The sequence below is a fragment of the Pseudarthrobacter sp. rb genome (assembly GCF_056389225.1).
The window spans coordinates 167,080-192,733 of the sequence record NZ_JBWJAR010000008.1 but is presented as its reverse complement, the minus strand read 5'-3'; the positions used below and the strand labels follow the sequence as shown (position 1 = coordinate 192,733).

26 protein-coding genes are annotated in these 25,654 nt (G+C 66.6%); 14 read left to right on the top strand and 12 right to left on the bottom strand.

The window, feature by feature from the left end:
* Positions 1-7: 7 nt before the first annotated feature.
* From ACWRN3_RS13070 to ACWRN3_RS13060, 3 genes are all read right to left on the bottom strand, one after another.
* Complete coding sequence (locus tag ACWRN3_RS13070; RefSeq protein ID WP_255173696.1) at positions 8-988, bottom strand: alpha-ketoacid dehydrogenase subunit beta; 981 nt, start codon at positions 986-988, stop codon at positions 8-10.
* Positions 988-2,220 carry a pyruvate dehydrogenase (acetyl-transferring) E1 component subunit alpha gene (pdhA, locus tag ACWRN3_RS13065; RefSeq protein ID WP_476740880.1) on the bottom strand — a complete coding sequence of 411 codons (1,233 nt, stop codon included), beginning with the start codon at positions 2,218-2,220 and terminating at the stop codon, positions 988-990. The genes ACWRN3_RS13070 and pdhA overlap by 1 nt, the downstream gene beginning before the upstream one ends.
* Before the next feature lie 149 nt (positions 2,221-2,369).
* Positions 2,370-3,488 carry a histidinol-phosphate transaminase gene (locus ACWRN3_RS13060; protein ID WP_476740879.1) on the bottom strand — a complete coding sequence of 373 codons (1,119 nt, stop codon included), beginning with the start codon at positions 3,486-3,488 and terminating at the stop codon, positions 2,370-2,372.
* A 107-nt stretch (positions 3,489-3,595) separates the two neighbouring features.
* Here ACWRN3_RS13060 and ACWRN3_RS13055 point away from each other — a divergent pair, with 107 nt between their 5' ends.
* On the top strand, positions 3,596-4,021 hold the full coding sequence (locus tag ACWRN3_RS13055; protein ID WP_476740878.1) for a phage holin family protein: 426 nt from the start codon (positions 3,596-3,598) through the stop codon (positions 4,019-4,021).
* Between the two features lie 216 nt (positions 4,022-4,237).
* Positions 4,238-5,176, top strand: a complete 939-nt coding sequence (locus ACWRN3_RS13050) for a hypothetical protein (RefSeq protein WP_476740877.1) — start codon at positions 4,238-4,240, stop codon at positions 5,174-5,176.
* A gap of 28 nt (positions 5,177-5,204) precedes the next feature.
* On the opposite strand, the gene ACWRN3_RS13045 is transcribed toward ACWRN3_RS13050, so the two are convergent.
* Both ACWRN3_RS13045 and ACWRN3_RS13040 read right to left on the bottom strand, forming a co-directional pair.
* Entirely contained in the window at positions 5,205-6,464 is a 1,260-nt protein-coding gene (locus ACWRN3_RS13045) for a hypothetical protein (RefSeq protein WP_476740876.1), read from the bottom strand.
* 86 nt (positions 6,465-6,550) lie between these two features.
* The gene (locus ACWRN3_RS13040) at positions 6,551-6,838 is read right to left on the bottom strand and encodes a hypothetical protein (protein ID WP_476740875.1); all 288 of its coding nucleotides are present in this window, start codon (positions 6,836-6,838) and stop codon (positions 6,551-6,553) included.
* Positions 6,839-7,031: 193 nt separating this feature from the next.
* Between ACWRN3_RS13040 and purB the strand changes: the two genes are divergently transcribed.
* Positions 7,032-8,474, top strand: coding sequence for an adenylosuccinate lyase (purB, locus tag ACWRN3_RS13035; RefSeq protein ID WP_476740874.1), 1,443 nt, complete (start codon positions 7,032-7,034; stop codon positions 8,472-8,474).
* A gap of 148 nt (positions 8,475-8,622) precedes the next feature.
* Positions 8,623-9,300 carry a histidine phosphatase family protein gene (locus tag ACWRN3_RS13030; protein ID WP_476740873.1) on the top strand — a complete coding sequence of 226 codons (678 nt, stop codon included), beginning with the start codon at positions 8,623-8,625 and terminating at the stop codon, positions 9,298-9,300.
* Here the strand turns inward: ACWRN3_RS13030 and ACWRN3_RS13025 are convergent.
* The 3 genes from ACWRN3_RS13025 to ACWRN3_RS13015 all read right to left on the bottom strand — a co-directional run bounded on the left by ACWRN3_RS13025 (position 9,297) and on the right by ACWRN3_RS13015 (position 11,171).
* On the bottom strand, positions 9,297-10,265 hold the full coding sequence (locus tag ACWRN3_RS13025; RefSeq protein WP_476740872.1) for a serine/threonine-protein kinase: 969 nt from the start codon (positions 10,263-10,265) through the stop codon (positions 9,297-9,299). The two genes, ACWRN3_RS13030 and ACWRN3_RS13025, sit on opposite strands and share 4 nt — an antisense overlap.
* On the bottom strand, positions 10,262-10,579 hold the full coding sequence (locus tag ACWRN3_RS13020; RefSeq protein WP_476740871.1) for a hypothetical protein: 318 nt from the start codon (positions 10,577-10,579) through the stop codon (positions 10,262-10,264). The genes ACWRN3_RS13025 and ACWRN3_RS13020 overlap by 4 nt, the downstream gene beginning before the upstream one ends.
* Before the next feature lie 76 nt (positions 10,580-10,655).
* Positions 10,656-11,171, bottom strand: coding sequence for a MarR family winged helix-turn-helix transcriptional regulator (locus ACWRN3_RS13015; RefSeq protein ID WP_476740870.1), 516 nt, complete (start codon positions 11,169-11,171; stop codon positions 10,656-10,658).
* Positions 11,172-11,326: 155 nt separating this feature from the next.
* Here ACWRN3_RS13015 and ACWRN3_RS13010 point away from each other — a divergent pair, with 155 nt between their 5' ends.
* The 5 genes from ACWRN3_RS13010 (at position 11,327) to ACWRN3_RS12990 (ending at position 16,513) form a co-directional block, all read left to right on the top strand.
* A complete protein-coding gene (locus ACWRN3_RS13010; RefSeq protein WP_476740869.1) occupies positions 11,327-11,830 on the top strand; it encodes a GNAT family N-acetyltransferase in 504 nt (167 codons plus the stop codon).
* 54 nt (positions 11,831-11,884) lie between these two features.
* Complete coding sequence (locus ACWRN3_RS13005) at positions 11,885-12,319, top strand: acyl-CoA thioesterase (protein WP_255173709.1); 435 nt, start codon at positions 11,885-11,887, stop codon at positions 12,317-12,319.
* A gap of 184 nt (positions 12,320-12,503) precedes the next feature.
* Complete coding sequence (locus ACWRN3_RS13000; RefSeq protein WP_324643524.1) at positions 12,504-13,580, top strand: extracellular solute-binding protein; 1,077 nt, start codon at positions 12,504-12,506, stop codon at positions 13,578-13,580.
* 48 nt (positions 13,581-13,628) lie between these two features.
* On the top strand, positions 13,629-14,693 hold the full coding sequence (locus tag ACWRN3_RS12995) for an ABC transporter ATP-binding protein (RefSeq protein ID WP_476740868.1): 1,065 nt from the start codon (positions 13,629-13,631) through the stop codon (positions 14,691-14,693).
* The gene (locus tag ACWRN3_RS12990; protein WP_476740867.1) at positions 14,690-16,513 is read left to right on the top strand and encodes an ABC transporter permease; all 1,824 of its coding nucleotides are present in this window, start codon (positions 14,690-14,692) and stop codon (positions 16,511-16,513) included. The genes ACWRN3_RS12995 and ACWRN3_RS12990 overlap by 4 nt, the downstream gene beginning before the upstream one ends.
* On the opposite strand, the gene ACWRN3_RS12985 is transcribed toward ACWRN3_RS12990, so the two are convergent.
* Positions 16,514-17,581 carry an FAD-dependent monooxygenase gene (locus ACWRN3_RS12985; protein ID WP_476740866.1) on the bottom strand — a complete coding sequence of 356 codons (1,068 nt, stop codon included), beginning with the start codon at positions 17,579-17,581 and terminating at the stop codon, positions 16,514-16,516.
* A gap of 57 nt (positions 17,582-17,638) precedes the next feature.
* Here ACWRN3_RS12985 and ACWRN3_RS12980 point away from each other — a divergent pair, with 57 nt between their 5' ends.
* On the top strand, positions 17,639-18,178 hold the full coding sequence (locus ACWRN3_RS12980) for a TetR/AcrR family transcriptional regulator (protein ID WP_476740865.1): 540 nt from the start codon (positions 17,639-17,641) through the stop codon (positions 18,176-18,178).
* A gap of 40 nt (positions 18,179-18,218) precedes the next feature.
* Here the strand turns inward: ACWRN3_RS12980 and ACWRN3_RS12975 are convergent, their stop codons facing one another.
* The 3 genes from ACWRN3_RS12975 to ACWRN3_RS12965 all read right to left on the bottom strand — a co-directional run bounded on the left by ACWRN3_RS12975 (position 18,219) and on the right by ACWRN3_RS12965 (position 21,474).
* Positions 18,219-19,406 carry a 4-hydroxybenzoate 3-monooxygenase gene (locus ACWRN3_RS12975; protein WP_476740864.1) on the bottom strand — a complete coding sequence of 396 codons (1,188 nt, stop codon included), beginning with the start codon at positions 19,404-19,406 and terminating at the stop codon, positions 18,219-18,221.
* Between the two features lie 137 nt (positions 19,407-19,543).
* Positions 19,544-20,287: an IclR family transcriptional regulator gene (locus ACWRN3_RS12970; protein WP_255173716.1), complete on the bottom strand. Its 744-nt coding sequence runs from the start codon at positions 20,285-20,287 to the stop codon at positions 19,544-19,546.
* Positions 20,288-20,397: 110 nt separating this feature from the next.
* Positions 20,398-21,474, bottom strand: coding sequence for an FUSC family protein (locus ACWRN3_RS12965; RefSeq protein ID WP_255175687.1), 1,077 nt, complete (start codon positions 21,472-21,474; stop codon positions 20,398-20,400).
* A 158-nt stretch (positions 21,475-21,632) separates the two neighbouring features.
* Here ACWRN3_RS12965 and ACWRN3_RS12960 point away from each other — a divergent pair, with 158 nt between their 5' ends.
* The 4 genes from ACWRN3_RS12960 to ACWRN3_RS12945 all read left to right on the top strand — a co-directional run bounded on the left by ACWRN3_RS12960 (position 21,633) and on the right by ACWRN3_RS12945 (position 25,626).
* On the top strand, positions 21,633-22,469 hold the full coding sequence (locus ACWRN3_RS12960) for an amino acid-binding protein (protein ID WP_324643528.1): 837 nt from the start codon (positions 21,633-21,635) through the stop codon (positions 22,467-22,469).
* 362 nt (positions 22,470-22,831) lie between these two features.
* Positions 22,832-24,079: an MFS transporter gene (locus ACWRN3_RS12955; protein ID WP_476740863.1), complete on the top strand. Its 1,248-nt coding sequence runs from the start codon at positions 22,832-22,834 to the stop codon at positions 24,077-24,079.
* 78 nt (positions 24,080-24,157) lie between these two features.
* Entirely contained in the window at positions 24,158-24,841 is a 684-nt protein-coding gene (locus ACWRN3_RS12950) for a GntR family transcriptional regulator (RefSeq protein WP_476740862.1), read from the top strand.
* Positions 24,838-25,626, top strand: a complete 789-nt coding sequence (locus tag ACWRN3_RS12945; protein ID WP_476740861.1) for an aspartate/glutamate racemase family protein — start codon at positions 24,838-24,840, stop codon at positions 25,624-25,626. Before ACWRN3_RS12950 ends, ACWRN3_RS12945 begins: the two co-directional genes overlap by 4 nt.
* Positions 25,627-25,654 lie beyond the last annotated feature (28 nt).

Genomic DNA, 25,654 nt, shown 5'->3' with positions numbered 1-25,654 from the left:
GGTGTCCTCAGTAGGAGAGGGCGCGGTCCAGCGCCTCCAGGATGCGGTCGATGTCCGGAAGGTAGTCTTCCTCCACCTTGGCAACGGGGTAGGGCATGTGGAACCCGCCGACGCGGATCACGGGCGCCTCAAGGGAGTGGAACGCCCGCTCGCTGATCCGGGCTGCGATCTCGCCGCCGATGCCGCCGAACGTGGGAGCCTCGTGCGTGACGATCAGCCGCCCGGTCTTTTGGACGGAGGCGGTGACGGTGTCGAAATCGATCGGGGAGATTGACCGGAGGTCGATGACCTCGACACTCCTGCCGTCCTCCTCCGCTGCGTTCGCGGCTGCCAGCGCCACGGGCACCAGGGGGCCGTAGGCCACCACGGTGGCGTCGGTGCCCTCTCGAAGGACGTGGGCCTTGAACGGATCCTCCGACGGCCCGGGTGCCTCGACATCAACGTCGCCTTTGAGCCAGTAGCGGCGCTTGGGTTCGAAAACGATGACGGGGTCCTGGCATTCCACGGCCTGCTGGATCATCCAGTAGGCGTCATGCGGGTTGGACGGGGTGATGATGCGCAGGCCCGCGGTGTGGGCGAACAGCGCCTCCGGGGATTCGGAATGGTGTTCAATGGAGCCGATGCCCCCGCCGTACGGAATCCGGATGACCACGGGCACGCTGAGGTTGCCGTTGCTGCGCGAATGGATTTTGGCGAGCTGGGTGGTGATCTGGTTGAAGCCGGGGAAGACGAAGCCGTCGAACTGGATCTCACAGACCGGGCTGTACCCCCGGAGAGCCAGGCCGATGGCGGTGCCGATGATCCCGGACTCGGCCAGCGGCGTGTCCACCACGCGGTCCGGGCCAAACTCGCCGATCAGCCCGTCCGTGACCCGGTAGACGCCGCCCAGCGGCCCGATGTCCTCGCCCATCAGCAGCGATTTGGGGTGTGCGGCCAAAGTGGCGCGAAGGCCTTCGTTGATGGCCTTCGCGATGGTCATGGTGGTCATCAGTGGCCTGCCTTTGCTGCCTGCCCGGCGGACTCTTCCTCGCCGGCGAATCCTGCGCTGTATTCCTCGAACCACGCCAGTTCCTCGGCGACCAGCGGGTGGGCCTCCCTGTAGACGTTGGCGAAGGCCTGCCGGATATCCGGGTTTTCAAGGTCGTGGGCGGTACGCCGGACGTACGCGGCCAGTTCGTCGCCGTCGGCCTTGACCTTGGCGAAGTAGGCGTCGTCTGCAAGGCCTTCGGCACGCAGGTACTTCTCCAGGCGCGCCAGCGGGTCCTTGGCGCGCCATGCGTCTTCCTCCGCCGACTGCCGGTACTTGGTGGGATCGTCCGCCGTGGTATGCGCCCCGACCCTGTAGGTGAAGGCTTCGATGAGGACCGGCCCCTTGCCCTGGCGGGCGTGCTCCAGCGCCCACTCGGTGACGGCGTGCACGGCGATCACGTCATTTCCGTCGACCCGGATGCCGGGGAACCCGTAGCCCTTGGCCCGGTTGGACAGCGGAACCCGGGTCTGGACGTTGGTGGGCACGGAGATGGCCCAGTGGTTGTTCTGGCAGAAGAACACCACGGGGGCTTTGTAGGAGGAGGCGAACACCATTGACTCATGGACGTCGCCTTCCGAGCTGGCGCCATCGCCGAAGTACGCGATGACGGCCGCATCCGGCTCCCTGCCTGCCGGGTTCGATGCGGCGGCGAGCTTCTGGTCGCGCTGGATCCCCATCGCGTAGCCCACGGCGTGGAGGGTCTGTGCAGCCAGGACCAGCGTGTACAGGTGGAAGTTGGTGTCCTTGGGGTTCCAGCCGCCGTTGGAAACACCGCGGAACTGGCGCAGGAGTTCGGCCAGGTCCACGTTGCGCGTAAGGGCCACGCCGTGCTCGCGGTAGGTGGGGAAGATGTAGTCCTGCGGCTGGCTGGCCCTGCCCGATCCGATCTGTGCTGCCTCCTGGCCCGTCAGCGGGACCCAGAGCGCCAGTTGGCCCTGACGCTGGAGGGCGGTCGCTTCGACGTCGAACCGGCGGATCGCGGCCATGTCCGCGTACAGGCCGCGGAGATCCTCAGGGGTGAGTTTGTCGGCGTAGTCGCTGAAGACCGGATCGGTGCCCAGTTTCCCGTCGGGACCGAGCAGCTGCACCATCTGGGCCGCGGGCTCGCCCATCACGGCTTCAGCATCGGCTTCCCGCTGGTCGTCTACCGCTGTTCCGTCGAACTCGGTGGAAGGCAGATGAGTGCCCATACCGTCTCCTTGCTTGCCGCATCCGGATGCAATGCAATGTCGCTGGGATATATGCCGCACGGGGAATACATTCCCGGCACGGCATATACATTGGCTTACTGATCCTAACTTTATCTTCGGTAAGTAGCGGGAGGGCTACTTGTTAAGTGCTAGGAAGTTGCGGGTGCCTTTGTATAGTCGGCACACAACTGGAGGAATCGGGTGTTCGCCTCGGGTTCTCCGATACTCACCCTCACGCCCTCTCCGGCGAATGCCCGGACGGACAGGGCGCGTGTCCCTGCCATCTCTGCGAAAGCGGTACTTTCGGCGCCAAGCGCGAGCCACACAAAGTTTCCCTGGGCATCCGGGACCGCCCAGCCGAGGTCCCGGAGACCCTCGGTGACCCGCGTCCGCTCATCCACGAGTTTTTGTACCCTTTCCACAACCTGGGCATGGTTCTCGAGGGAAACGATTGCTGCCTTTTCAGCTATCTGGGAGACCGCAAAGGGTGTTGCGGCGACCCTTAAGTACTGGGTCAGTCCGGGGTTGGAGACGCTGTAGCCAACGCGTAGCCCGGCCAGGCCGTGCGCTTTGGAGAAAGTACGGAGCACCACCACGTTGGGATATTTCCGGTAAAGGTCGATCCCGTCCACGGCGTCCTCCGCCCTGACAAACTCCTGGTAAGCCTCATCGATGACCACCACAACGTCTGCCGGGATGGAGCGGATAAACGCCTCGGTTTCGGCTGCAGTAAGGGCCGGTCCGGTGGGGTTGTTGGGCGTGCACAGCAGGATGACTTTGGTGCGGGCACTCACCGCGGCCGCCATGGCCTCCAGGTCATGCCGTCCCTCGGCGGTCACCGGGATGCGTACGCTCTCCGCCCCTGCCAGGCCCACGCTGATGGGGTACGCCTCAAAGGACCGCCACGCATAGATGACCTCGTCCGCTTTACCGTCCTCGTTCTGCCCGGCAAAAGCAGCCAGGATCTGGTTCAGGGCGCCCAGGCTTCCCGCTCCTGTGACGATGTCATCCGCCGGTACGCCCAGGAAATCCGCGAGCGCCGCGCGGAGCTTGCTGCTCAGCGGGTCCGGGTACCGGTTGAAGTCCGTCTGGCCGGCGATGGCCTCGAGGACGGCCGGGATGGGCGGCAGCGGGTTTTCGTTGGAGGACAGCTTGTAGCTGGCAAGACCGCTGACGGCGGCCGGCGGTTTTCCTGCCGCGTAGCGCGGCAGCCGGTCCAGCACCGGGCGCGGTGCGATGCCGCCCGCCCTGGTATCAGATGAAGTCATGGCTCCTAGCCTACGTCCAACGTCCCGGGGGAATCCGGGGAGCCAGCCCCGAAAAATCGGGGCACGCCGCCGTCCTCCCCCAAGGAGCGGTATGGAAGCATGGTGCCATGGCTTCATTCATCCTTCGGGTCACCGTCAATGCCGCAGCCCTGTGGGTGGCCAGCTGGCTGCTGCCGGGAATGGACATCTCCAGCACAGCGGCATCTGATGCCGTAGCCAGGACCGGCATTTCACAGGACACCGGGACGATCGGCATTGTCCTGGCCTACCTGTTCATCGGCCTTATCTTCGGCGTGGTCAACGCCTTCGTGCGGCCGCTGGTGCGGCTCCTCGCGCTTCCGATCACTATCCTGACGCTTGGCTTGTTCGCCATCGTCATCAATGCCGCCATGCTGTACCTGACGGCCTGGATCAGCAGTTACACGCCGGTGCACCTCACGATCGATTCCTTCTTCTGGACTGCGCTGCTGGCCGCGGTCATCATCTCCCTGGTGTCCCTGGTGGCGGGTTTGCTGCCGGGCGGCAGGCGCTGACCCCGGCAGATCGCCCCTCTTTCGAAGCCCCCCGGGAAGCCTGCCCTACCAAGTAGGAGGACGGCGGAGAGCAGGTACCCATTAGGTACGGCTCCCCGGAACAGCAGGAAAAACTCCAGTACCTGCCACCCATGACCCCCACGGGACCAGCCGCTTAGGCTTCAAACCGGGCCCAAAGAGGCCCGTTGCTGTCAGTTCCGGAAAACGGGGGCCACAATGAAGCCCATAAGGTTGGTGCTCGCGGCCTGCCTGCTTATGACATGGCAGGCCGGCCCCGCCCATGCAGAATCAGACCCCGCCCTGCAGGGCGGGGTCCCTTTGGGCAATGACATCTCCTGGCCGCAGTGCGGCGCTGATCTTCCGGCGCCCCCGGCATTCGCGATAGTGGGCGTGAACGGCGGCCGCCCGGACACTGTCAACCCGTGCCTGGATGCCCAGCTGGCGTGGGCGGACCAGAGCGCGGAGTCGGCCGGAGGAACGCCGGCGGCGGTGTATGTGAACACCGCCGCGACCGGGCCCGCGGAGTGGTTGTGGTGGCCGGCGGACAACACCTACGGGGGCGGCGCGGTCAGCAACCCGTATGGATTGTGTGACGGCACCGCGTCCCCGGCCTGCGCTTACGTTCACGGCTACGCCATGGCTGCCACTGATGCCGCAATCCTGAAGGGAGTGGACGGCGGCGGGGCACGCCGGATGTGGTGGCTGGACGTTGAAACCGGAAACAACTGGTTATGGGACAAGGCAGCAAATGCAGCTGAGCTGGAAGGCATGACCGCCTACCTGCAGGGGACCGGGGCGGAAGTGGGCATCTATTCCACTTCCTACCAGTTCGGCGAAATTGTGGGCGGGGTAAGTCCTGGCAGCAACCTGTACGCCCTCCGGAACTGGTTGGCCGGCCCCGACTCGGCCTGGTCCGCCAAAGAGTATTGCGCGTCCGACCCCCTGACACCGGGCGGGACCGTCACCACAACCCAGTTCACCGAGAACAACCTGGACTACAACTACCGGTGCCCGGCCGCCGCTCCGCCACCCACTCCGACGCCCGTTCCAGTGTCCCCTCCACAGCCTGCCCCGCAGCCCTCCCCACCTGCCCCGCAACCCGAACAGCCCAGGTCCACCCGGTACGTGGAACTGCACGCCGCCCAGATTGCGTAAGGGCGGCGATAGCCGGGACAAACAAGACCTACCGGGCACCCGGCTGCGGCCGCCCGGAAAAGGGATCCCTGCGGTCCATGGGTGGAGCGGGCGGCGGGGGTTTCGACAAGGAGAAACGGGTGGCAGTGGCAGCCCCGCCGGCGCCCAGGACCCCGCCCAGTACAGCGGTGGACTGGACCAACGACGGATCCTTGCTGGCGCCCACAAGCTCTGCCGCCTCCTCGTAGCCGGTCAGGCGGTGCCCGGGTCCCAGGCCGGCGTCTTCTCCGCCGCGCAAGTACAGGTCATTGGTCACGGTCACGGTGACCTGGTTCCGGGCGTCCCGGTTCGGCAGCCCATCAGTGCCCGGCACCCAGTCCGTGCGGTGTTCCAGGTGAAGAGTGCTGACCTCCGGCGCGGGCGTGATGCGGGCAACGGGAGATCCGGCCGTCAGGACGTACTTCAGGCGGTACTCCCTGAGGACGTCCTCATCCGCCGCCAGGTTCATGGCATGGATGCCGCCCTGGCTGTATCCCACCGCCACCACCTCAGCTCCCGGTTCCGCACCGGCGGCCCGAAGTGCCTGGAGGACAGCGGCATTCACCTGCTCCGAATTGCTGCCCATCCCGTCGACGATGCCGGAAAGATCGAAAGGATTGGTGCCGTGGTCGGCGTCGTTCATCTGTGTCCCGGGAACCACCACGACGTAGGCCTTTCCGCCGCCGGTATCCACCTCGATAACTTCGATGTAGCCGCTGCCGCGCTCCTCAATCAGCCTGACCCGCTCAAGCAGCCCGGCGGGCGTGGCGTCGAGGTCGATGCGCAGGCGCTCCTCCTGCCTGACCGTCACAGGGCCCGAACGCAGCGACGGGACCAGCCAGCCAACCGCCGGTTTGATCCCGGGAAGGACCGTAACGGCATTCGCCAGCACTGATTCAGTGGCATCACCGTTCAGGAAGCCTGTGCGCCAGAAATCCACGTGCTTCTGCAGTTCCACGCCCGGTTCCGACAGACCCAGCATCCACTGCATGTGGGCAGTGGATTCGGCCATTTCGTAATCCCACCTGCAGCTGCGCACCTGTCCACTGATCCGCTGCAGTTCCAGGCGGACTTTCTGGACCGCATCCCGCGCCTCCCCCACCGCGATGAGCGCCGCGGAGCCTGTGGCGCCGGGTTGGTCCTGGTAGGGACAAAGCTCCTGCCAGGCCCCAAAAAGCTCCGCCTCAACGGCGGTGAGCCCCCTGGCGAGCCCATCCAGCTTCACGGCTCCCGCCTCCAGTTCCTCCAGCTGCACCGTGATGCCACCCACGCCTCCGGATATTGTCAGGATTCCGTCCGGAGGAGGCGGCGAAACATGAAGGGGGCCGCCTGATCCGGAGGGAGTTGCGTCCGCCATCAGAACCCTCCGTCAGCTGGACAATCGGCTGTCAACGCTGCACGGGCATGGACGGCCACTGCGGCAGAAGCCTCCCGGATCCGGTCCAGGGCCCGCCGTACTGCCACCGCCTGCAGGCTCACGGAATCGCGGTATGCCTGTCCGGCCGGCGACTGCCAGTCCTCCAGCTGGATCTGGTGGAATCCCGCCAGCACCTCTTCAGTCCGGTCCGATGACCGGGCCACCTTCCTGCCCACCTCCTGGACTGCGAGGCTGATGCCCGGCCCGCCACCCCATATCCCGTCCATCAAACCGTCCCCCCGTCCCAGCTTCCTGCCCGGCTTACGTCCCGGCCTCCCCGGCCGGACAACCGCCCCAACCGTGCCGCTCCCAACGCTAGGCACGCGCCGCTGCCCCCGTAAGCGCCGCCGTCGGCTATGTGGACAAGTAACGTGAACGATCCGCTTAAGGCGGTGCCGGACTTCATGAAAGAATCAGCACATGCCTGAAACTGCCGCCACAGCTGATACCCGTACGCCCTCAGGACGCCTGGCCCTCGCCGCGTCATCGGAAAAAATCGCTCTTGGACCCCTGGACGGCCGTTACCAGTCCGCCGTCGCGCCCCTCGTGGACTACCTGTCCGAGGCCGCCCTGAACCGGGACCGCGTGGCCGTGGAAGTTGAGTGGCTTATCCACCTGACCAGCAACAACGTCCTTCCCGGCGCCGGACCCCTGAGCGCCGGGCAGCAGGACCGGCTCCGCGCCATCGTCACCGAATTCGATGCAGCGTCGGTGCAGGAGCTCGCCGACATCGAAGCCGTGACCGTGCACGACGTGAAGGCTGTGGAGTACTACATCGGCCGCCGCCTCCCCGCAATCGGCATTGAAAACCTGACCGCCATGGTCCACTTCGGCTGCACCTCCGAGGACATCAACAACCTCTCCTACGCTTTGGGCGTCAAGGGCGCTGTGGAGGACGTGTGGCTCCCGGCAGCCCGGGCCCTGGTGGCCCAGATCAGCAGGATGGCGGAGGACAACCGGGCGGTTCCCATGCTGTCCCGCACCCATGGCCAGCCGGCCACCCCCACCACGCTGGGCAAGGAACTGGCCGTCATCGCGCACCGCCTGACCCGCCAGCTGGACCGGATCGCGAAGACCGAGTACCTGGGCAAGATCAACGGTGCCACCGGCACCTACGCCGCCCATGTGGCCTCCGTCCCGGGCGCCGACTGGCAGCAGGTCTCCAAGTCGTTCGTCGAAGGCCTGGGCCTCACCTGGAACCCGCTCACCACGCAGATCGAAAGCCACGACTGGCAGGCCGAGCTCTACGCCGACGTGGCCCGCTTCAACCGCATCCTGCACAACGTCTGCACCGACGTCTGGAGCTACATCTCCATTGGCTACTTCGCGCAGATCCCGGTGGCCGGGGCAACCGGCTCGTCCACCATGCCGCACAAGGTCAACCCCATCCGCTTCGAGAACGCCGAGGCCAACCTGGAGATCTCCAACGGCCTGCTGGACACCCTGGCCGCCACCCTGGTGACCTCGCGCTGGCAGCGCGACCTCACCGACTCCTCCAGCCAGCGCAACATTGGCGTCGCATTCGGGCACTCCCTCCTGGCCATCTCCAACGTGGCCAAGGGCCTGGAGCGCCTGGATGTTGCCGAGGACGTCCTGGCAGCGGACCTGGACACCAACTGGGAGGTCCTGGGTGAGGCAATCCAGATGGTGATGCGGGCCGAGGCAATCGCCGGCGTCGAAGGCATGGAAAACCCCTACGAGCGCCTCAAGGACCTCACCCGCGGCCAGCGCGTGGATGCCGCCCGCATGCAGGAATTCGTGCAGGGCCTGGGCCTTTCCCCGGAGGCCGAGGCACGCCTCCTGGCCCTCACCCCCGGTCGGTACACCGGCATCGCGGACCAGCTGGTGGACCACCTGAAGTAGGCACTGCGCCGGCAGGCCTGTTGGCAGGGCAGGAAGCACGACGGCGGCGCCGGGCTCACGTGGGCCCGGCGCCTTCGTTTTGGAGCGGCACCGTGACGGACAGTTCCGCTGTGCGCCCGCAACCAGCGAGGGGTGGGAAACTGGGAACATGAAGTTGCTCCTGATCCGCCACGGCGAAACCCCCGGCAACGTACTGGGCCAGTTGGACACCGACCATCCCGGCCCCGGGTTGACCGAACTTGGCGAACGGCAGGCAGAAGCCATGGCGCGGGCGCTTGCCAACGAACGCATCGAGGCGCTGTACGCGTCCACGTTGATCAGGACCCAGATAACGGCCGCACCGTTGGCACGGCTGCACACCCTTGACGTTGAGGTGCTCGAGGGGCTGCATGAAATCGAGGCCGGATCACTGGAGAAGCTCACAGACCACGAATCCCATAAGCGCTACATGGGCACCGTGATCTCCTGGGCTGCCGGCGACCTGGACCGGCGCATGCCCGCGGGGCCCGACGGATACGCCTTCTTTGACAGGTTCGATGCTGCCATCGCACTGGTGGCCGGGCGGGCGGAACGGGAGCAGCACGGCACCGTTGCAGTGGTCAGCCACGGCGCCGCCATCCGTACTTGGGCGGGGCTGCGGGCCGAGGGTGCAGACCACGACTTCGCTGCACGCCATGTCCTGGCCAACACCGGAATCGTGGCGCTCGAGGGCAGCCTGACGACCGGCTGGACCCTGATCCACTGGGACGGAAGCCCGGTGGGCGGCCTTGCCCTGGCAGACCCGACCGCGGAGGACCCGACAGGTCGGGACGTAGCCGCCCCCTAGGCCTGCTGCCGGTGGCGCCGGGAGGGAAGTGCCCGCTGCGCGGGACACGGACGGGCGACGATCCCGCCGGGCCTGCTCCCGCGGACCCCTTGAAAGCCTTCACTGCGGGACGGTACCCCGGGTATCAGCCGCGCTGCCATCGCTGCGGCAGCTGCCGCCGTCGGCCGTTCCCGGGGATCCATGGCCGTAACGGACCGCAGCAGGGGAACCCAGGCGCCAAGGTGGCCGGGGATGTCCGGGGACCGCAGGGTCCGGGCCACGAGGGATTCGATGGCGGTGCCGGGAAACGCTTTGGTGCCCGTGAGGAGCTCCAGCAGGACCAGCCCCATGGCGTACACATCCCAGGACGGCGCAGCTGTCCCGCCGGATGCCTGCTCGGGGCTCATATAGTGCACTGTGCCGGACGAGATTCCTGGCTCGGGCGCCGAGCCGGTTGCGGTGGCAATCCCAAAATCGATGATCCGGACCGGACTTCTCCGCAGGCCGCTCAGCATCAGGTTTGCGGGCTTGATGTCACGGTGCACCAGCCCGTTGGAGTGAAGGTACGCGAGCGCACCGAACAGGCCGCGGGCCCAGAGGGCCACATCAGCGGGGGCGGGATTTTCCAGCCGGATGGTTTCGGCCAGGGTCGCCCCCAGGGCCAGCTCCTCCACAAGATAGGGCCGTCCCGCATGGCTCCCGCCGCCGCCCACCACGCCCTGGCCCAGCAGCTTCACGATGGATGGGTGGGTGAGGCCGGCAAGGACGGAAGCTTCGTTCCGGATCCGCTGGTGCTGCTTCCGGCCGCTGGCTGCCGCGATCTTCACGGCCACCTCCGGACCGCCCTCCAGGTCCACCGCCCGAAAGACTTCGGCAGCTGCTCCCCTGCCGAGGCGCTCCCTCAGCTGGTAGCGGCCTGCCAGCGGCGCAGCGGCATTCAGCGACGAATGCGTGGGCGCCGGCGCTGCCGTTCCCGCGGCACTCATGCGGGAAAGGCTGCGGTATGGTGTGCGCCGCTGGAATCAGTCGTCCATGCATCGAGCTGGAACCCGCAGGCGCAACGCCACACAGGCGGAAGTTCGGTGCTTCCGGCATCGGTCGGGGCAAAGGTGTAGCTGGCGCGCTCCCACCCGAGCGCCGGCGTCACCAGCTGCATCGGTGAACCGCAATGGACAGCGGTCTTTCCCTGCGGCGCTGTGGTGCCGTCCAGGGTGGATCGCGTCAGGTCCAGGTGCCCATCCGGGATGGTCGCACCCATGCGGGGCTCACGCGGTGAAACTTCGGTGAAAGAAACCAACACACTCACGACTCCGTTGTGAAGCAACTTCAGGAACAATCGTAAGCTTACATATAACTAGCCGAACTAGCTAGTCAGGCTAGTGAACTTTTGATTCCGCGCCTTCGCCCGCCTGGAGCGATTCGGTCATGCGCTGGAGGAAGTCGACCACAGTCCGGGCCTCCTCTGCGGTCAGGCCTTCAGCAACCGCCATCATCCGGCGATGCATGGCACCGAGGGTCTCCCGGACCTCCTTGTCCGACTCCCCGGTGGGGACCACCACCACGGAGCGGCGGTCGGAGGGGTGCGCCTCCCGGCGGACATGCCCGCTGGCTACGAGGCGGTCAATCAGCGAGGTGGTGGAAGCGCTAGTAATATTGAGGAACCGGCTGAGATCCTTGGGGACAACCTGCTTGCCGGACGCCTGGACCCTCAGCAGGTACCGCAGGGCAAGGATGTCCGTCTCGCCCATGCCCATGGAATCCCTGGTGCTGCGGCGGATTTCGGTCTCGGCCGCCCGGTAGTCCCGGAGGGCCTTTAGTACCGCCGCACTGTAGTCCAGTTGCCCGTCGGGTCCGTACCAGTAGCCGGATCCCTCGTTGCCCATAGAAGCCATGGCATCATTTTAGACCAACTGGTAACTAGACCGCCAAGTAACTTCCTTTCCCGGCCGCCGGAGGCGTTATCCAGGTGCTAACCGCGAGGAAACACCTGCGTAACTCCCCGCGCCTAGCCTTATCAGGCATACCCCTCCGGCGAATCGAGGAAGATATGCAGACCAACCCCAGGCTCAACATCCGGCAGGTCTCCTGGTCCAATCCCGTTGGCGCGGACCTTCGCCGCGCGCAGCAGGCCGAACTCGACGCCCGCTTTGGCCGGCCCGACCACGAGCCCGGGCCGCCGCCGTCGGGCGCAGACTGCGCTGTCTTCCTGGTGGCATACGACAAAGGATCGGGGCAACCGGTGGGCTGCGGTGGGCTCCGGCTCCTGGATGGAACAACCGCCGAAATCAAGCGGCTCTACGTGCTGCCGTACACCCGGGGCTCCGGCGTCGCCAGCTCCATCCTCGCGGCACTGGAAGCAGAAGCGTTCAGCCAGGGCATCACCAGGATCAAGGCCGAAGCCGGATCGGCCCAGCCTGACGGCCGGAACTTCTACGAGAATTCCGGATTCGACCCCATCCCGAACTTCGGGCCCTACATCGGCGTGGAGCACTCGCACTGCTACGCCAAGCGCATCAACGCCCACAGCGCCGCCCAGACCGCCATGGCCTAGCACCAGCTCCGTCACACTCGGATCGCGGGCAGCAGCTTCGGCTAATCTCGGCCTATGGAAACAGCAGACATCACCTTCCGGACCCGCAAATGGGTCCGGCCTGAGGACCTCAACGCCAACGGGACCCTCTTTGGCGGCAGCCTGCTGAAATGGATTGACGAAGAAGCCGCCATCTACGCCATCCTCCAGCTGGGAAACGGCCGCGCAGTCACCAAGTACATTTCGGAGATCAACTTCGTCAGCTCCGCGGTCCAGGGCGACCTGATCGAAATGGGACTGACAGCCACGCGGTTTGGCCGGACCTCGCTGACGATGCGTGCCGAGGTCCGCAACATGATCACCCGGCAGAGCATCCTCACCATCGAGGAGATCGTTTTCGTGAACCTGAACCAGGACGGGAAGCCCGAGCCGCACGGCTACACGGAAATCACCTACGACAGGGACAGGATCCCCACCCACCACCTCAGCGGGACCGCCGTCAAGGACTGACGCCGCCCACGACAAAGGTTTTCCCCGGGTTTACGCCGAGGGCCCCAGCCGTTTCCCCAACTGGTCCAAAGTGAGCAGCCGGGTTGTTTATCGAATCGATAGCTATAACAGCCCGTTTTTCGTCATGCCCGGCTATAGGCTGTGCGGACATGCTCCGATTCCAGTCCAGAAATGAGTCCTGATCGTGCGTACATTGAAGACTTTGGTTGCCGCCGCCGTTGCCGCCACCCTGCTCGCCGGCTGCGGCGGGGCTTCCACCCCGCCGGCTTCGACCGGTGAGGCCTCCGGCGCTCCGGCAGGAGCCTCCGGGGACACCCTGGTGATCTACACCAACTCCAACGGCGAAGGCCGGGGCGACTGGTTGGCCGCCAAGGCGGCCGAGGCCGGATTCAAGATCGAAATCGTGGGGGCCGGGGGCGCCGATGCCACCAACAAGCTCATTGCGGAGAAGAACAACCCCATCGCCGACGTCGCCTTCGGCCTGAACAACATGTACTTCTCGCAGGTCAAGAACGAAGGCGCGCTGGAGGCCTACCAGCCCGCATGGGCCGGCGATGTGGACAAGGGCCTGGGCGACGGCGAGACCTACTGGCCCCTGGTGAAGCAGGCGATCCTCCTGGGCTACAACTCGGACAAGATCAGCAAGGACGCCGCACCAAAGGACTGGACGGACTTGTGGACCAAGGACGAGTTCAAGAGCCGCTACGAGCGGGTCACCGGCCTGGGCACGGCCACGGCGCAGCTGGTCTTCGCCGGCATCCTCTCCCGGTACCGGGACGACTCCGGGGATCTGGGGATTTCCGACGACGGATGGAAGCAGGTTGAGCAGTACTTCAAGAACGGCAGCCCCGCAGTGGCCAAAACCGACCTGTTTGCCCGCATCGCCTCCGGCGAAGTGGACATGGGCCAGATGCCGTCCTCGATCATTGCCGACCGCGAAAAGTCCTTCAAAGTGAACGTGGACACGGTCATCCCTTCTGTGGGGGTCCCCCTTGCCGTGGAGCAGATCGCCCTGGTGAAGGGAACCAAGAAGAAGGAGCAGGCGCAGAAGTTCATCGACTGGTTCGGCAGCGCAGACGTCCAGGGTGAATTCGCGCAGAAGTTCAACTCCATGCCGGTCAACAAGGCCGCCCAGGCAAAGGCCAATCCCGAGGTGGTGGACTTCTTTGCCGGCCTTAAGCAGCAGGACATCGACTGGGACTTCGTCCAGAAGAACATGGGCGCCTGGGTGGAGAAGATCGAACTCGAGTACATGACGTAACCCCGCACTGCCAGCCGCCGTTCCCGCGTTCCATCAGACAGGGTTGCCATGATCCGCTTGGAAGACATTGAAGTTACCTTTGGCGGTTTCACCGCCATTCCGCATCTGGACCTGCATGTCCAACCGGGCGAATTCTTCACCCTGCTGGGGCCCTCCGGCTGTGGAAAGACGACGGCGCTGCGCACCCTGGCCGGCTTCATCCAGCCGGCCAGGGGTACCGTCCGGGTGGACGGGAAGGACGTGACCCGCCTTCCAAGCGACAAGCGGCAGGTGGGCATGGTGTTCCAGAACTATGCGCTGTTCCCGAGCATGAGCGTATGGGAGAACATCGCCTTCGGGCTCCGGGTCCGGAAGGAAAAACCTGCCGACAGCGACCGCCTGGTGCGGGACATTGCACGGCGCGTGGAACTCAGCGACGAGCAGCTGGCGAAGAACGTGGCCGAGCTGTCCGGCGGCCAGCAGCAGCGCGTGGCTGTTGCCCGCGCCCTGGTGCTGCGGCCCAAGATCCTGCTGCTGGACGAGCCACTGTCCAACCTCGACGCCAAGCTCCGGCACCAGCTGCGCCAGCAGCTCAAGGACCTGCAGAGCGAATTCGGCATCACCACCGTGTACGTCACCCACGACCAGGACGAGGCCCTTGCCATGAGTGACCGGGTGGCGGTCTTCAACAAGGGGGTGGTGGAACAGGTTGGGACGCCCCAGGAAATCTACGACCATGCCGCTACGGAGTTCGTCTGCAACTTCATTGGTGACAGCTCATCCCTGACGCCGGACTTCGTGGCGGAGGTCAACCGGCTCTCCGGTGCCGGCCTCAGCACGGATGCCAAGTCCTACCTGCGCGTGGAAAAGGCCTCCCTGGACCGGCCCGCGGACGGGGGCACCGCCGTCGGGCTTGCCGCCACCGTGGTCTCCCGGACCTACCACGGCCTGCACAGCCGGTATGTGGTCCGCAGCCATGGCGCGGACATCCGCCTCCTGGTCCGGGAAGACGGCGCCGCACACCCTGAGGCCGGGACGGCTACAACGGTCTACGTCCAGCCCGGGCACATCCTCCAGTACCATCCGGGAACAGGCGCCGCCCTTGCACAGGACCAGGCGGTCGCCCTGCCATGAGCAGCACCAACGCGGTGCGCAGCATGGCCCGCTCCCCGTTCGTCCTGGTGGTGGGGGTTATCCTCACCTGGTTCATAGCCGCGTTCCTGGTGTGGCCCAACGTGAACATCCTGATGGCCACATTCTTCCCCGACGGCAGCTTTTCGGGGCGCGCTGCGGAGAAGCTGTTCTCTTCCCAGCGGGCCATGAAGGCACTGGGCAACAGCTTCCTGCTGGCCGTGGCGCTGTCCGTCACCGTCAACCTGGTGGGCGTCTTCATCGTCCTGGTGACGCATTACTTCAGGATCCGCGGTTCGAGGATCCTGTTCCTGGGCTATGCCTCCACCTTCATCTATGGCGGCATCGTGCTGGCGGCGGGGTACAAATTCATCTACGGGGACAAAGGCATCGTCACGTCGCTGCTGGTCCGGGTTTTCCCCGGAATGGATCCCGGCTGGTTTTCCGGGTTCTTTGCCGTGCTGGCGGTCATGACCTTTGCCACCACCACCAACCACATGCTGTTCGTTGCCAATGCCCTCAAAGGCATCGACTACCAGACCATCGAGGCCGCGCGGAACCTTGGCGCCTCCACATGGACCATCCTGCGGCGCATCGTCCTGCCGATGCTCAAGCCCACGCTGTTCGCCGTCACCATCCTGTCCTTCCTCACCGGCCTGGGCGCCCTGAGCGCCCCGCAGGTGCTGGGCGGCCGCGATTTCCAGACCATCACACCGATGATCCTGACATTCACCAACAGCCCCACCTCGCGTGACCTGGCGGCGCTGCTGGCCGTGATCCTGGGCCTGGCCACCATGGTGATGCTCGCCGTGATGTCCCGGCTGGAGAAGGGCGGCACCTACTTTTCGGTGTCAAAGGTGTCTTCCGAGCTGCAGAAACAGGACATTGCCAACCCCGTGGCCAACGTGGCCGTGCACGCCGTGGCCTATCTCCTCTTTGCCGTCTACACGCTTCCCGTGGTGCTGATCGTGCTTTATTCGTTTGCCGACGGCGCAGCCATCCAGACCGGACAGCTCTCGTTTTCCAACCTGACGCTGGACAACTACGTCCGCGTCCTCACCCAACAGTCCGGGCTGCGGCCGTTCATCGTCAGTGTGGTGTACAGCGCCCTGGCGGCGGTCATCGCCGTGGGCGGCCTGCTCTTCGTGGCGCGGCTACTGCAGAAGTACAAAAACTGGGTGGCCTCAGCCTTCGAGTACCTGCTGCACATCCCGTGGATCCTGCCCTCCGCGCTGCTGGCCCTGGGACTGATCGTCAGCTACGACCACCCCAATCCCCTGGTGGGCGGCGCCGTCCTCACCGGAACAACGGTGATCCTGCTCATCGCCTTCGTCACGGTAAAGATCCCGTTCACGCTCCGGATGCTCAAGGCGTCCTTTGCCGCCGTCAACTCTTCCCTGGAAGAGGCCGCCGCCATCATGGGCGCCAAGACGCTGTATGTCTTCCGGCGCATCCTCCTGCCGCTGGTACTCCCGGCGGCAGCAGCCATCACGGCCCTGAACTTCAACAGCCTGCTGGACGACTACGACACGGCGATCTTCCTGGCCCATCCGCTGGTGCAGCCGCTGGGCCTGGTGATCAAAGCCAACACCGACGGGGCCGAAGGCACCGAGGGGATCGCGAACACCTTCGTCTACACGGTGCTCCTCATGGTCATCACCGGGGTGACGATGTATCTCGTGTACGGCAGGTCCGGGCGGCGGAAGAACAGGAAGCAACTGCCCGCAGCTCCGGCCGGCCCGCAGGTCTCCGGCGCCGGACTTCCCGCCGCCCAGGCGCCGGGTGAGGACGACGCCACGCGCCCGGCAGCTGCCGTCCGCTGACTATCTCCCCGAACCGCTCCCGACGGCGGTCCGTGCGTTACGCCGTCGGGCCAGGTTGAGCATGCGGTCACGCAGCGGCTGGGCACGGTCTGCCAGGGCGACTCGTCCGAGTGCCGAGGAGGCCACGCTCACGGCGCGGGTGCGGAGCCTCCGCTGCCGGTTGTAGGCACTCAGCGCCTGGTCCTGGTCCTGGCCGTCAGGCGCGTTGTTGAGGAGGTCGGCCAGTGTCACGGCGTCCACCAGCGATTCGCAGGCGCCGCGGCCAAGGGTGGGCATCATGGCGTGCGCGGCATCGCCGATGAGCACCATCCGGCCGCTGACGTAGGAGCGCAGATGCGGCACTGTCCACAGGCGCTGGACGAGGCATTCCTCCGGCGTGGCTGTGGCGAGGGCGCGACGGATAGCAGGTGCGTGGTCCGCAAAGCGCTCCCGGGCCTGTTCCAGGGCTGACGGAACATCGATTCCGTAGGGGCCCAGTCCTGACCGGTAACTGGCGTACCAGAAGGACCCGCCCCGGGCGGCGGCCATGCCGAACAGGTCGCCGCGGCCCCAGTACTCGCCCACCTCGTCCGGAGCGACCGGCGTCGGGAGGGTTCCCCGGAGGGCAAGGTAAGGCGTCAGGCGGGCCACGGTGGCGCTGCCCCATCCCGCACGGCGAACCATGCTGTGGACGCCATCGGCGCCCACGACCAGGCTGCCGTCCGCGGGGACTGACTGCACGGTGTCGGTGATCCGGCGAACGGCGGCGGGCACGGCGCCATCCAACAGCCGGACCAGGTCGATCCGGGAAATGCCGAACATCTCCCCGGCATCGACGGTGATCCACGGTTCACCCTGGGCGTTCCGGACCGATCCGCTCCCCAGCACCGGGCTCACGGCCCGCGCCTGGTCCAGTATTCCCAGCCGGGCCAGGGCGCGTTGGGCGTTGGGCCACATGCCGAGGGCGTTGCCGACGGTGGGCAGTTCCGGCCGTTTCTCGTGCACCGTCACGCGGAAGCGGTTGGGGTCCAGGGCTGCCGCAAGGGCCAGTCCGGCGATGCCGCCGCCAACGATCGTGATCGTTTCCATGCGCCCCATTTTACTACTTTTGTAGTGAACCGGAAGGGGCCCGATTACACTGAACGCATGCCGGACCGACGTACCCAGTTGCTCGATGCCGCCCTGGCCGTGGTGGCGGACAAGGGCATGAAGGGGCTCACCCACCGGGCCGTGGACACCGCCGCAGGCCTCTCGGAAGGCACCACGTCCAACTACTACCGGAACCGCGCAGCCCTGGTTGACGCCGCCCTGGACCGGCTTCTGGAACTGGACGCCGCCCTCCTCCGGGAACGGGGGCCTGCCGGTCCGCCCAAGGACGTGGGTGAACTGGCAGGCCAGCTCGCCTCCATGGTGGTGATGCTTGCCGGCCGGCACGCCGGCCTGACCCGGGCCCGGCTGGCACTTTCCCTGGACAAGCCGGACTCCGTGACGGCCGGTCACTTCCAACTGGTGGGAGGCCTGGAACAGGCCCTTGCCGGGCTGGGAGTGCCGGACGCGCGGGCGCGGGCACGGGATGTGGCGGACTACGGCGACGGGGTACTGCTGCACCTGCTCACCGTGCGCCGGGATGAAGACCCCGACCCCAAGGCCATCGCGGCCGCCGTCCGGCGGCTGGTGGGCACTTGAGCCTCACCCAGCCGGCCGGCGTCGTCCTTCTCCAAATGCCCTAGGAGGAGGCGGGCCAGCCCGTGTAGGCCTCAGCCAGGTAGGCCCTGCCATGGCGGGAGGAGACCACGGAGTTCAGTTCGCCGAGCTGGCGGGCGCGGGAGAAGTCGTCCGCGTCGGCCGGGGTGTGCAGCATGGTGGTCATCCAGTAGGAGAACTGCTGGGCCTTCCACACCCTGTCCAGGGCGCGGTCGCTGTACGTGTCCAGGAGCCGGTCCGAGCCGGAGTTGTAGTGGCTGTCCAGCCCCTCGAAGAGGAACTTGACGTCGTTGATGGCCAGGTTGAGGCCCTTGGCACCGGTGGGCGGCACGGTGTGGGCGGCGTCGCCGGCCAGGAACAGGTTGCCGTGGCGCATCGGGGTGTGGACGAAGCTGCGGAACGGCAGGACCATCTTTTCCAGGACCGGACCCTCTTTAAGCTCGAAGCCGTTGCCGTTGACGCGGCTGCGGAATTCGGCCCAGATCCGGTCGTCATCCCATTCCGCCACGTTCTCCTTGGGGTCGCACTGGAAGTACATCCGCTGCACGGTTTCCGTACGCTGGCTGATCAGGGCGAAGCCGTTGGCCGAGTTGGCGTAGATGAGTTCGTCGGAGCTGCGCGGTGCCTCGGCCAGGATGCCGAACCAGGCGAAGGGGTACTCATGGAAGTACCACTTGCGGTGGGCCTCGGGGATCTGGAACCGGCAGTGGCTGCGCGAGCCGTCGGCGCCGACCAGGAAGTCGGCCTGGATCTCGAACTCGACGCCGTCGGCCTCGGTGAACCAAACCTTCGGCTTGCCCTCAAGGTCGTGGACGGTGGTGTCGGTGACGCTGTAGCGGACATCGCCGCCGTCGTCCTTCCTGCGCGCGGCGAGGTCCAGGAAGACGTCCGTTTGCGGGTACAGCCACACGGATTCGCCCACGAGGTCCTTGAAGTCGATGCGGTGGCTCTCGTTGTTGAAGCGCAGCTCGATGCCGTCATGCCGGTCGCCGTCGCGCAGCACCCGGTCCGAGACGCCGCTGTCCACCAGCAGGTTGACGGTTCCGTGCTCCAGGATGCCGGCGCGCACGGTGTGGGAGATTTCCTCGTGGCTGCGGATCTCGACCACCGTGGATTCGATGCCTGCCTTGGCCAGCAGATGGGAGAGCATCAGCCCTGCCGGACCGCCTCCCATGATGGCTACCTGGGTGGTGATGATTTTTCGTGCCATGGCTTTGTCTCGCTTCGTTGCGGGGGCCCGGGAAAGGGCCGGAATGGTTGCCTGGGTTCAGTGTGCGCCAGGACGGGTGACCGGCGTTACAGGTATTCCGTTGAACGGATCCGGGCAGGGGTGTGGAGGCGGCCGGGTCAGGCTTCCGCCAGGCCCCGGGCAATGCCGCGGGCGGCTGTCTGCAGCGCCGGAACCAGCGCCTGCAGCCGCATTTCACGCAGCGGAACCACGACGCCGATGGACGCCACCGCGCGCTGGCGGCGGGTAAGGACGGGCACGGCTATGCCCCAGGTGTCCGGATCCACCACGCCCTTCAGCTGCGCGAAGCCCTGGTGCGACGTATCGGCGAGCAGCGCGCGCACGTCATCGGCAGTCAGCTTTCCGTACGGGTCGTGGAACTGGCCGAGGTACTCATGCTGCAGGGCCTTGTCCTGGTGGGCCATGAGCGCCAGCCCGGCGGACGAGATATGGATGGGCATCCGGCCTGCCACCTGGGCGCGGTTGGCCACCGAGCCGCGCCGGGAGAGCCGCTCCACGAAGAGCGCCTCCCAGCCGTCCAGTACCGCCAGGTTCACATTTTGGTTCAGGACCTGCTGGATGTCCTCCATGAAGGGCATGGCCGCCTGGCGCAGCGCCAGCGCCGGGGCGGCACGGTTCACCAGCTCCCAGAGCCGGAGGCCGGGGCGGACCATGCCGCCGGGGGCAGTCTCCAGCAGGCCATGGCCGGCGAGCTGGCCCACCAGCCTGTGCGTGGTGGTCAGTGGAAGGCCTGCACGCTCGGCAAGCTCCGACAACCGGAGGTCCGTGACGTCCTGGGGGAAGGCGGAGATCAGCCGCACAATCCGGTCCACCACCGAATCGCCCGAGCTTGAGTTCGCCACGTCCGCACGCCCTTCCGTTGAATGGGAAGTCCAGCGTACCGCGCTGGGCGAACGAAAGGCGGGTCCAACGAAAGGCCGGGCGCACCCCCGGGCGCTTTCCCGGACGGCAGTCAGGCCGCCGTCGGGCCGTGATCCGGCCTGCGCCGCAGGCGACGCCACGCGCCGGGGGCGAGCACGACGGCAATGCCGACGACGGCGCCAATGACGGTCTCGATGATGCGGTCCCGCAGCAGGATGGATGCCGAGGCGGGGACCACCAGGAGCGTGGACACCAGCGCCAGGGGCGTCACGAACACCTGGGCCACAAGGTACTGGCGGATGATGAACATCTCCGCGCCGAACTGGCAGAGCGCCATCACCAGCACCGTCTGCCAGGGCTGCAGGCCCACCAGCAGGACGGCCGCCAGGACCAGCAGGCCCAGCACGGTGCCGATGATCCTTTGGATGCCGCGGCGCACCCGGTGCCTGGTGGTGTGCCCCACCAGCGGAACCACGGCGGCCACCATGGCCCAGTAGTTGTGGCCGAAGCCGAGGCGGCCGCCTGCCCACGTGGCCAACGAGCCGGCCAGGCCTGCCGCCACCAGGTAGCCGAAACCCTCAAGCCACGCCGTCCGCTTCTCTGCCGGGGTCCGCCGGATGCGAGGAGGCCTGGTCCAGGGGGTGCGGTGGCTGGGAAGAATCCGGGAGGAGAAGCCAATGAGCAGGGCGAACACCGTGGTGAGGACCGCGACCAGCATGCCCTGCCACAGCGGCGGCTGGTTGGGAATGGACGCGATGGCGGCAAAGGCGAAGATGTGGAAAAGCGATCCCGCCGGGCGCAGCCGCAGCCAGGAGATCGCCACCGAGCAGCCGCCGGCCACCAGGGTGGTGGCCAGGACCAGCAGCCAGGTGTGCGCGGCGGCATCCAGGCCCCAGGCAGGACCTATCCGGGCGGCGAGCGCGGCGAGGAGGATCACCAGCAGCATCAGCAGCCCGGCCCGCAGCTGCAGGACAAAACGGACGGCGTGCGGCTCCCCGCGGCCGTAGATTCCGGTGAAGGCACCGAACGACGCGAAGATTGCCAGGTCCAGCCGGCCCAGCAGCACCAGGGTGATCAGGGGTACGAAGACGCCGACGGCGCACCTCAGTGCCGGGTGGTGGTCCTTGTTGCCGGGGGCGATGCTGAACATCTCAGCAAGCATCTTCACGGGGGCAGCGCCTTCCTTGGGGGTGGATTCCGGGGTGGCGGCCGCGCTGACGTTCCTGGTAAATCCTACGGCCCGGACCCCCGGCACCGCCCGGTACGTTCCCATGAACGGAATCGGGAGGCAATGCGGCGGAAACAACGCCCCGTGATGCTTGAGTCATGAAGCGCCCTCCGCACAACACACCTGCCGCTGACCTGAGCTGCGAAGTCTGCGGCCGGATGCCGGAACCGCCCAAGGCGCGGCTGACCCTGGCGAACGTGGCCGCGATGCTGCCCATCGAGCTCCTGGTCCATGCGCTGGTGGTGGAGACCCACCTCCCCTATGTGGCGAAGGTGCTGGTGCTGACCCTCACCGCCACGGTCCTGGTGATCTGGGTGGCTGAGCCGTCTGCGGCCCGGATCCTGCGCGGCTGGCTGCATGCCCCGGCGCTGCGGCACCGCAGCCGGCTGGCCGCGGCCCCGGCGCTGTGGCGGGCGCGGACGATGCTCCAGGACCAGCCCGGGTCGCTGCAGCGGGTGACGCGGGCGCTGTCCCGGCTGGATACGAACATCCTTGGCATCCACGTCCATCCGGTGCCGGGAGGGGTCCTGGACGAGTTCGTGCTCTCGGCTCCGGGCACCGTGGGCGAGCGGGAGTTGCTGGCAGCGCTTTCCGACGGCGGCGGGAGCCGTTCGCACGTTTGGCCCACCACCGCGCTTGCCATGGCCGACGGGCAGACCAGGGCACTGAGCCTTGCCTCGAGGATCGCGGCTGCCCCGGAGGAACTGCCCCTGGCGGTGGCCGAGCTGCTGCACGCAACGATTGTGCCGCCGTCGGACGCCGGCACCAAAGCGGCCGACGACGGCACCCGGCTTAAGATCCCCACGGCATGGCATGGCCCCATCACCTTTTCCCGGCCGGGCGAGCCGTTCACTCCGGCCGAATCGGCGCGGGCGCACCGGCTGGCGGAGCTTGCCGAGATCCTGTCCCATCGGCGCGAGGACTCCCGCGCCTAGGTACACGGGCAGTCACAATCCGTTTGCAGGCCATCCGGGCCCTTCGGACCGCTGAAACCCTTGACAGTGGCGGGAGTCACTTCTACCTTTGTTTTTGGGATCCCAAATTGGGATCCCAAAAAGCTCCCGCTCCACGCTCCGGATCGTCCAGCGGCTGCTCCCTCCGCGGGCCGTCCCCCTCCTGCCCGCGACGCACCACGCATCTTTTCGAACCCTCCCCATCCGTAAACTTCCCCGTGAAGGAGAAGCTGTGTCCATCCCAAACACCGAAACAACGGCCACGTCCGACGAGGCCGCACCCCCAAACCGCCGAACAATTCGGAAAGGGCGGAACGCAACGGCGCACCTCCGTCCGCTGGAAAATGTTCCTGCTCCTGCTCGTTCTGGTTTCCGTCAACTACATCGACCGCGGCTCCATTTCTGTCGCGCTGCCCATCATCCAAAAGGAATTCAACCTCGCTCCGGAGTTGGTGGGCCTGCTGTTGTCCGCTTTCTTCTGGACCTACGCCCTGATGCAGGTTCCCGTGGGCTGGCTGATCGACAAATTCGGTCCCCGCAAGGTCATGACCGCTTCCTGCATCGGCTGGGGTGCTGCGACAGCGGCGTCCGGCATGGCCGGCGGCTTCCTGAGCATGTTCATCGCCCGGCTTGGAATCGGCGTGACCGAAGCCGGCGTGATGCCTGCCGGCGGAAAGCTCAACGCAATCTGGATGCACAAGTCCGAACGAGGCCGCGGCGCGACCATCCTTGACGGCGGCGCACCCTTGGGAGCAGGGCTGGGCGGCATCATCATCGCCGGCCTCATCGCCTCCACCGGCAGCTGGCGCTGGTCCTTCGTCATCGCCGGCGCCGCCACCGTCCTCATGGGCCTGGCCGTCTGGTGGTACGTCCGGGACAACCCCCGCCAGCACCGCGGCGTCAATGATGCCGAGGCCTCCTACATCGAAGCCTCCCACGCTGCCGAGGACGCCGAAGCAGCCATGGACGGCAGCAAGGGCAAGCGAGGCCTGCTCCCCTACCTCAAGTTCCGCTCCTTCTGGGCCATGTGCCTGGGCTGGCTGGGATTCAACGGCGTGTTCTATGGCCTGCTGACCTGGGGCCCGCTGTACCTGGCGCAGGCCAAGGGCTTCGACCTGAAGACCATCGGCTGGTCCACCCTGGTGATCTTCGGCGCCGGGTTCGTCGGCGAGATCATCGGCGGCACCATCGCCGACAAGTGGCGCGCCTCGGGCGCCTCCGCGAACCTGGTGATGCGGACCCTCCTGGGCATCTCCAGCGCCATCGTCGTGGCGGGGCTGGTGGGCGTGACCGTTGTCCCGGACGCCACCACCGCCGTGGTCCTGCTCTCCGTGGTCCTGTTCTTCCTGCGCTGGGTGGGCCTGTTCTGGAGCATCCCCTCCATCCTGGGCGGCCGCACCAACGCCGGCGTCCTGGGCGGGGCCATGAACCTCAGCGGCAACATCTCCGGCTTTGTCACCCCCATCGTCGTCGGCCTGATCGTGGGCGCCACCGGCTCCTACACCTGGGCGCTGCTGTACTTCGTGGGTTCCGCCGTGATCATGGGCGCATCAGTGCTCACCCTGAACTACAACAAGCGGCTTCCTGTCTAAGCTGACCCTCGCAGGGAAACTTGCAACCGACGCCCCCGCAGCCGGGAGCCGTGCCGTACAAAATCCGAATGGAGCACCATGCTGACCGCAGAAGAGACCCAGGACAAGGACCGCCCCCTCCGCGAGACTGTCCGGGACACCCTCCGCACCCGGATTTTCGAAGGACACTACGCTCCCGGCACGCGGTTGGTGGAACGCGACCTGGCAGCCGAATTCTCCGTATCCCGGCTGCCGGTGCGCGAGGCACTGCGCATGCTGCGCCAGGAAGGCCTCATCAGCGACCGCGGCGCACGCGGGGCAGAAGTCAGCAGCCTTAGCCCCAAGGACGTGGAGGACCTGTTCGACGTCCGCCAGTCCCTGGAGGTGTTGGCCTGCAGGCTCGCCGCCAAGCGGGCCACCAGGGACGACCTCTCCTACCTCAAGCGGCTGCTGGACAACGCGGAGGCGTTCCTGGCCAAGGGGGCGGTGATGGAGGCACACCGCGCCAACAGCGAATTCCATGACGCCATCACCGCCATCGCCGACAACAACTTCCTCAAGTCCGCCCTGGAACCCCTTCAGGGCCGCATGCACTGGCTGTTCCGGCACGTCAGCGACCTGCCCGAGCTCGTCCGCGAACACCGCGAACTCTATGCCGCCATCGCCAGCGGCGATCCGGACAGGGCAGCCGCCCAGTCCGCCTCCCACATTGGAAAGTACCGGGACCAGTTCCCTGAGGACTTCCAGAAGACCGAACCAGAATTCCACCGGAAGAGAAAATGAAACTCCTGGTCATCAACCCCAACATCAGCGCAGATGTCACGGCGCTGATCAAATCCGAGGCGCTCCGATCCGCCTCCCACGGCACTGAACTGCTGGTCCGGACGGCCGCCCACGGCGTCGAATACATCGAGACCCGCTTCGAATCCCTCATCGCCGCCGGAGCGGTGGCCGAAATCATCGCCGAACACACCCGCCCCGGAGCAGACCCGGTGGATGCGGTGGTGGTGGCAGCCTTTGGGGATCCGGGCATGCCTGCCCTCAAGGAACTCGCGGACGTCCCCGTCATCGGCATCACCGAGGCGGCCCTGTGCGCAGCCGCCCTGCAGGGCCACCGTTTTTCCATCATCGCCATCTCAGACCGGATCAGGCCCTGGTACCGCGAGTGCGTGGAGCGGTTCGGCCTCTCCGGCCGGCTGGCTTCCATCCGCTCCATCAACGACTCCCTGACCAGCATCGCTTCCGTCCAGCAGGACTTCAGGGAAACCCTGCTGGCACTGGGCCGGCAGGCCGTGGCCGAGGACGGTGCCGACGTCGTGATCCTCGCCGGCGCCCCGCTGGCCGGGCTTGCCCGGGAACTCAACGGACAGATTCCCGTCCCCGTGGTCGACGGCATTTCCGCCGGCATCCGCATGGCCGAAGCCGTAGCTGCACTGCAGTCCGGAACCCACCGCGCCGGCGCCTTCGCCCCGCCCCCGGCCAAGGACCGCAAAGGCCTCTCCGGCAACCTGGACGCGGCCCTCGCCGCCCGCCAGGAGCACGCCGGCACCCCGCAGCCCGCCACCTAAACAAACTTCACCCCTCCAAGGAGGACAC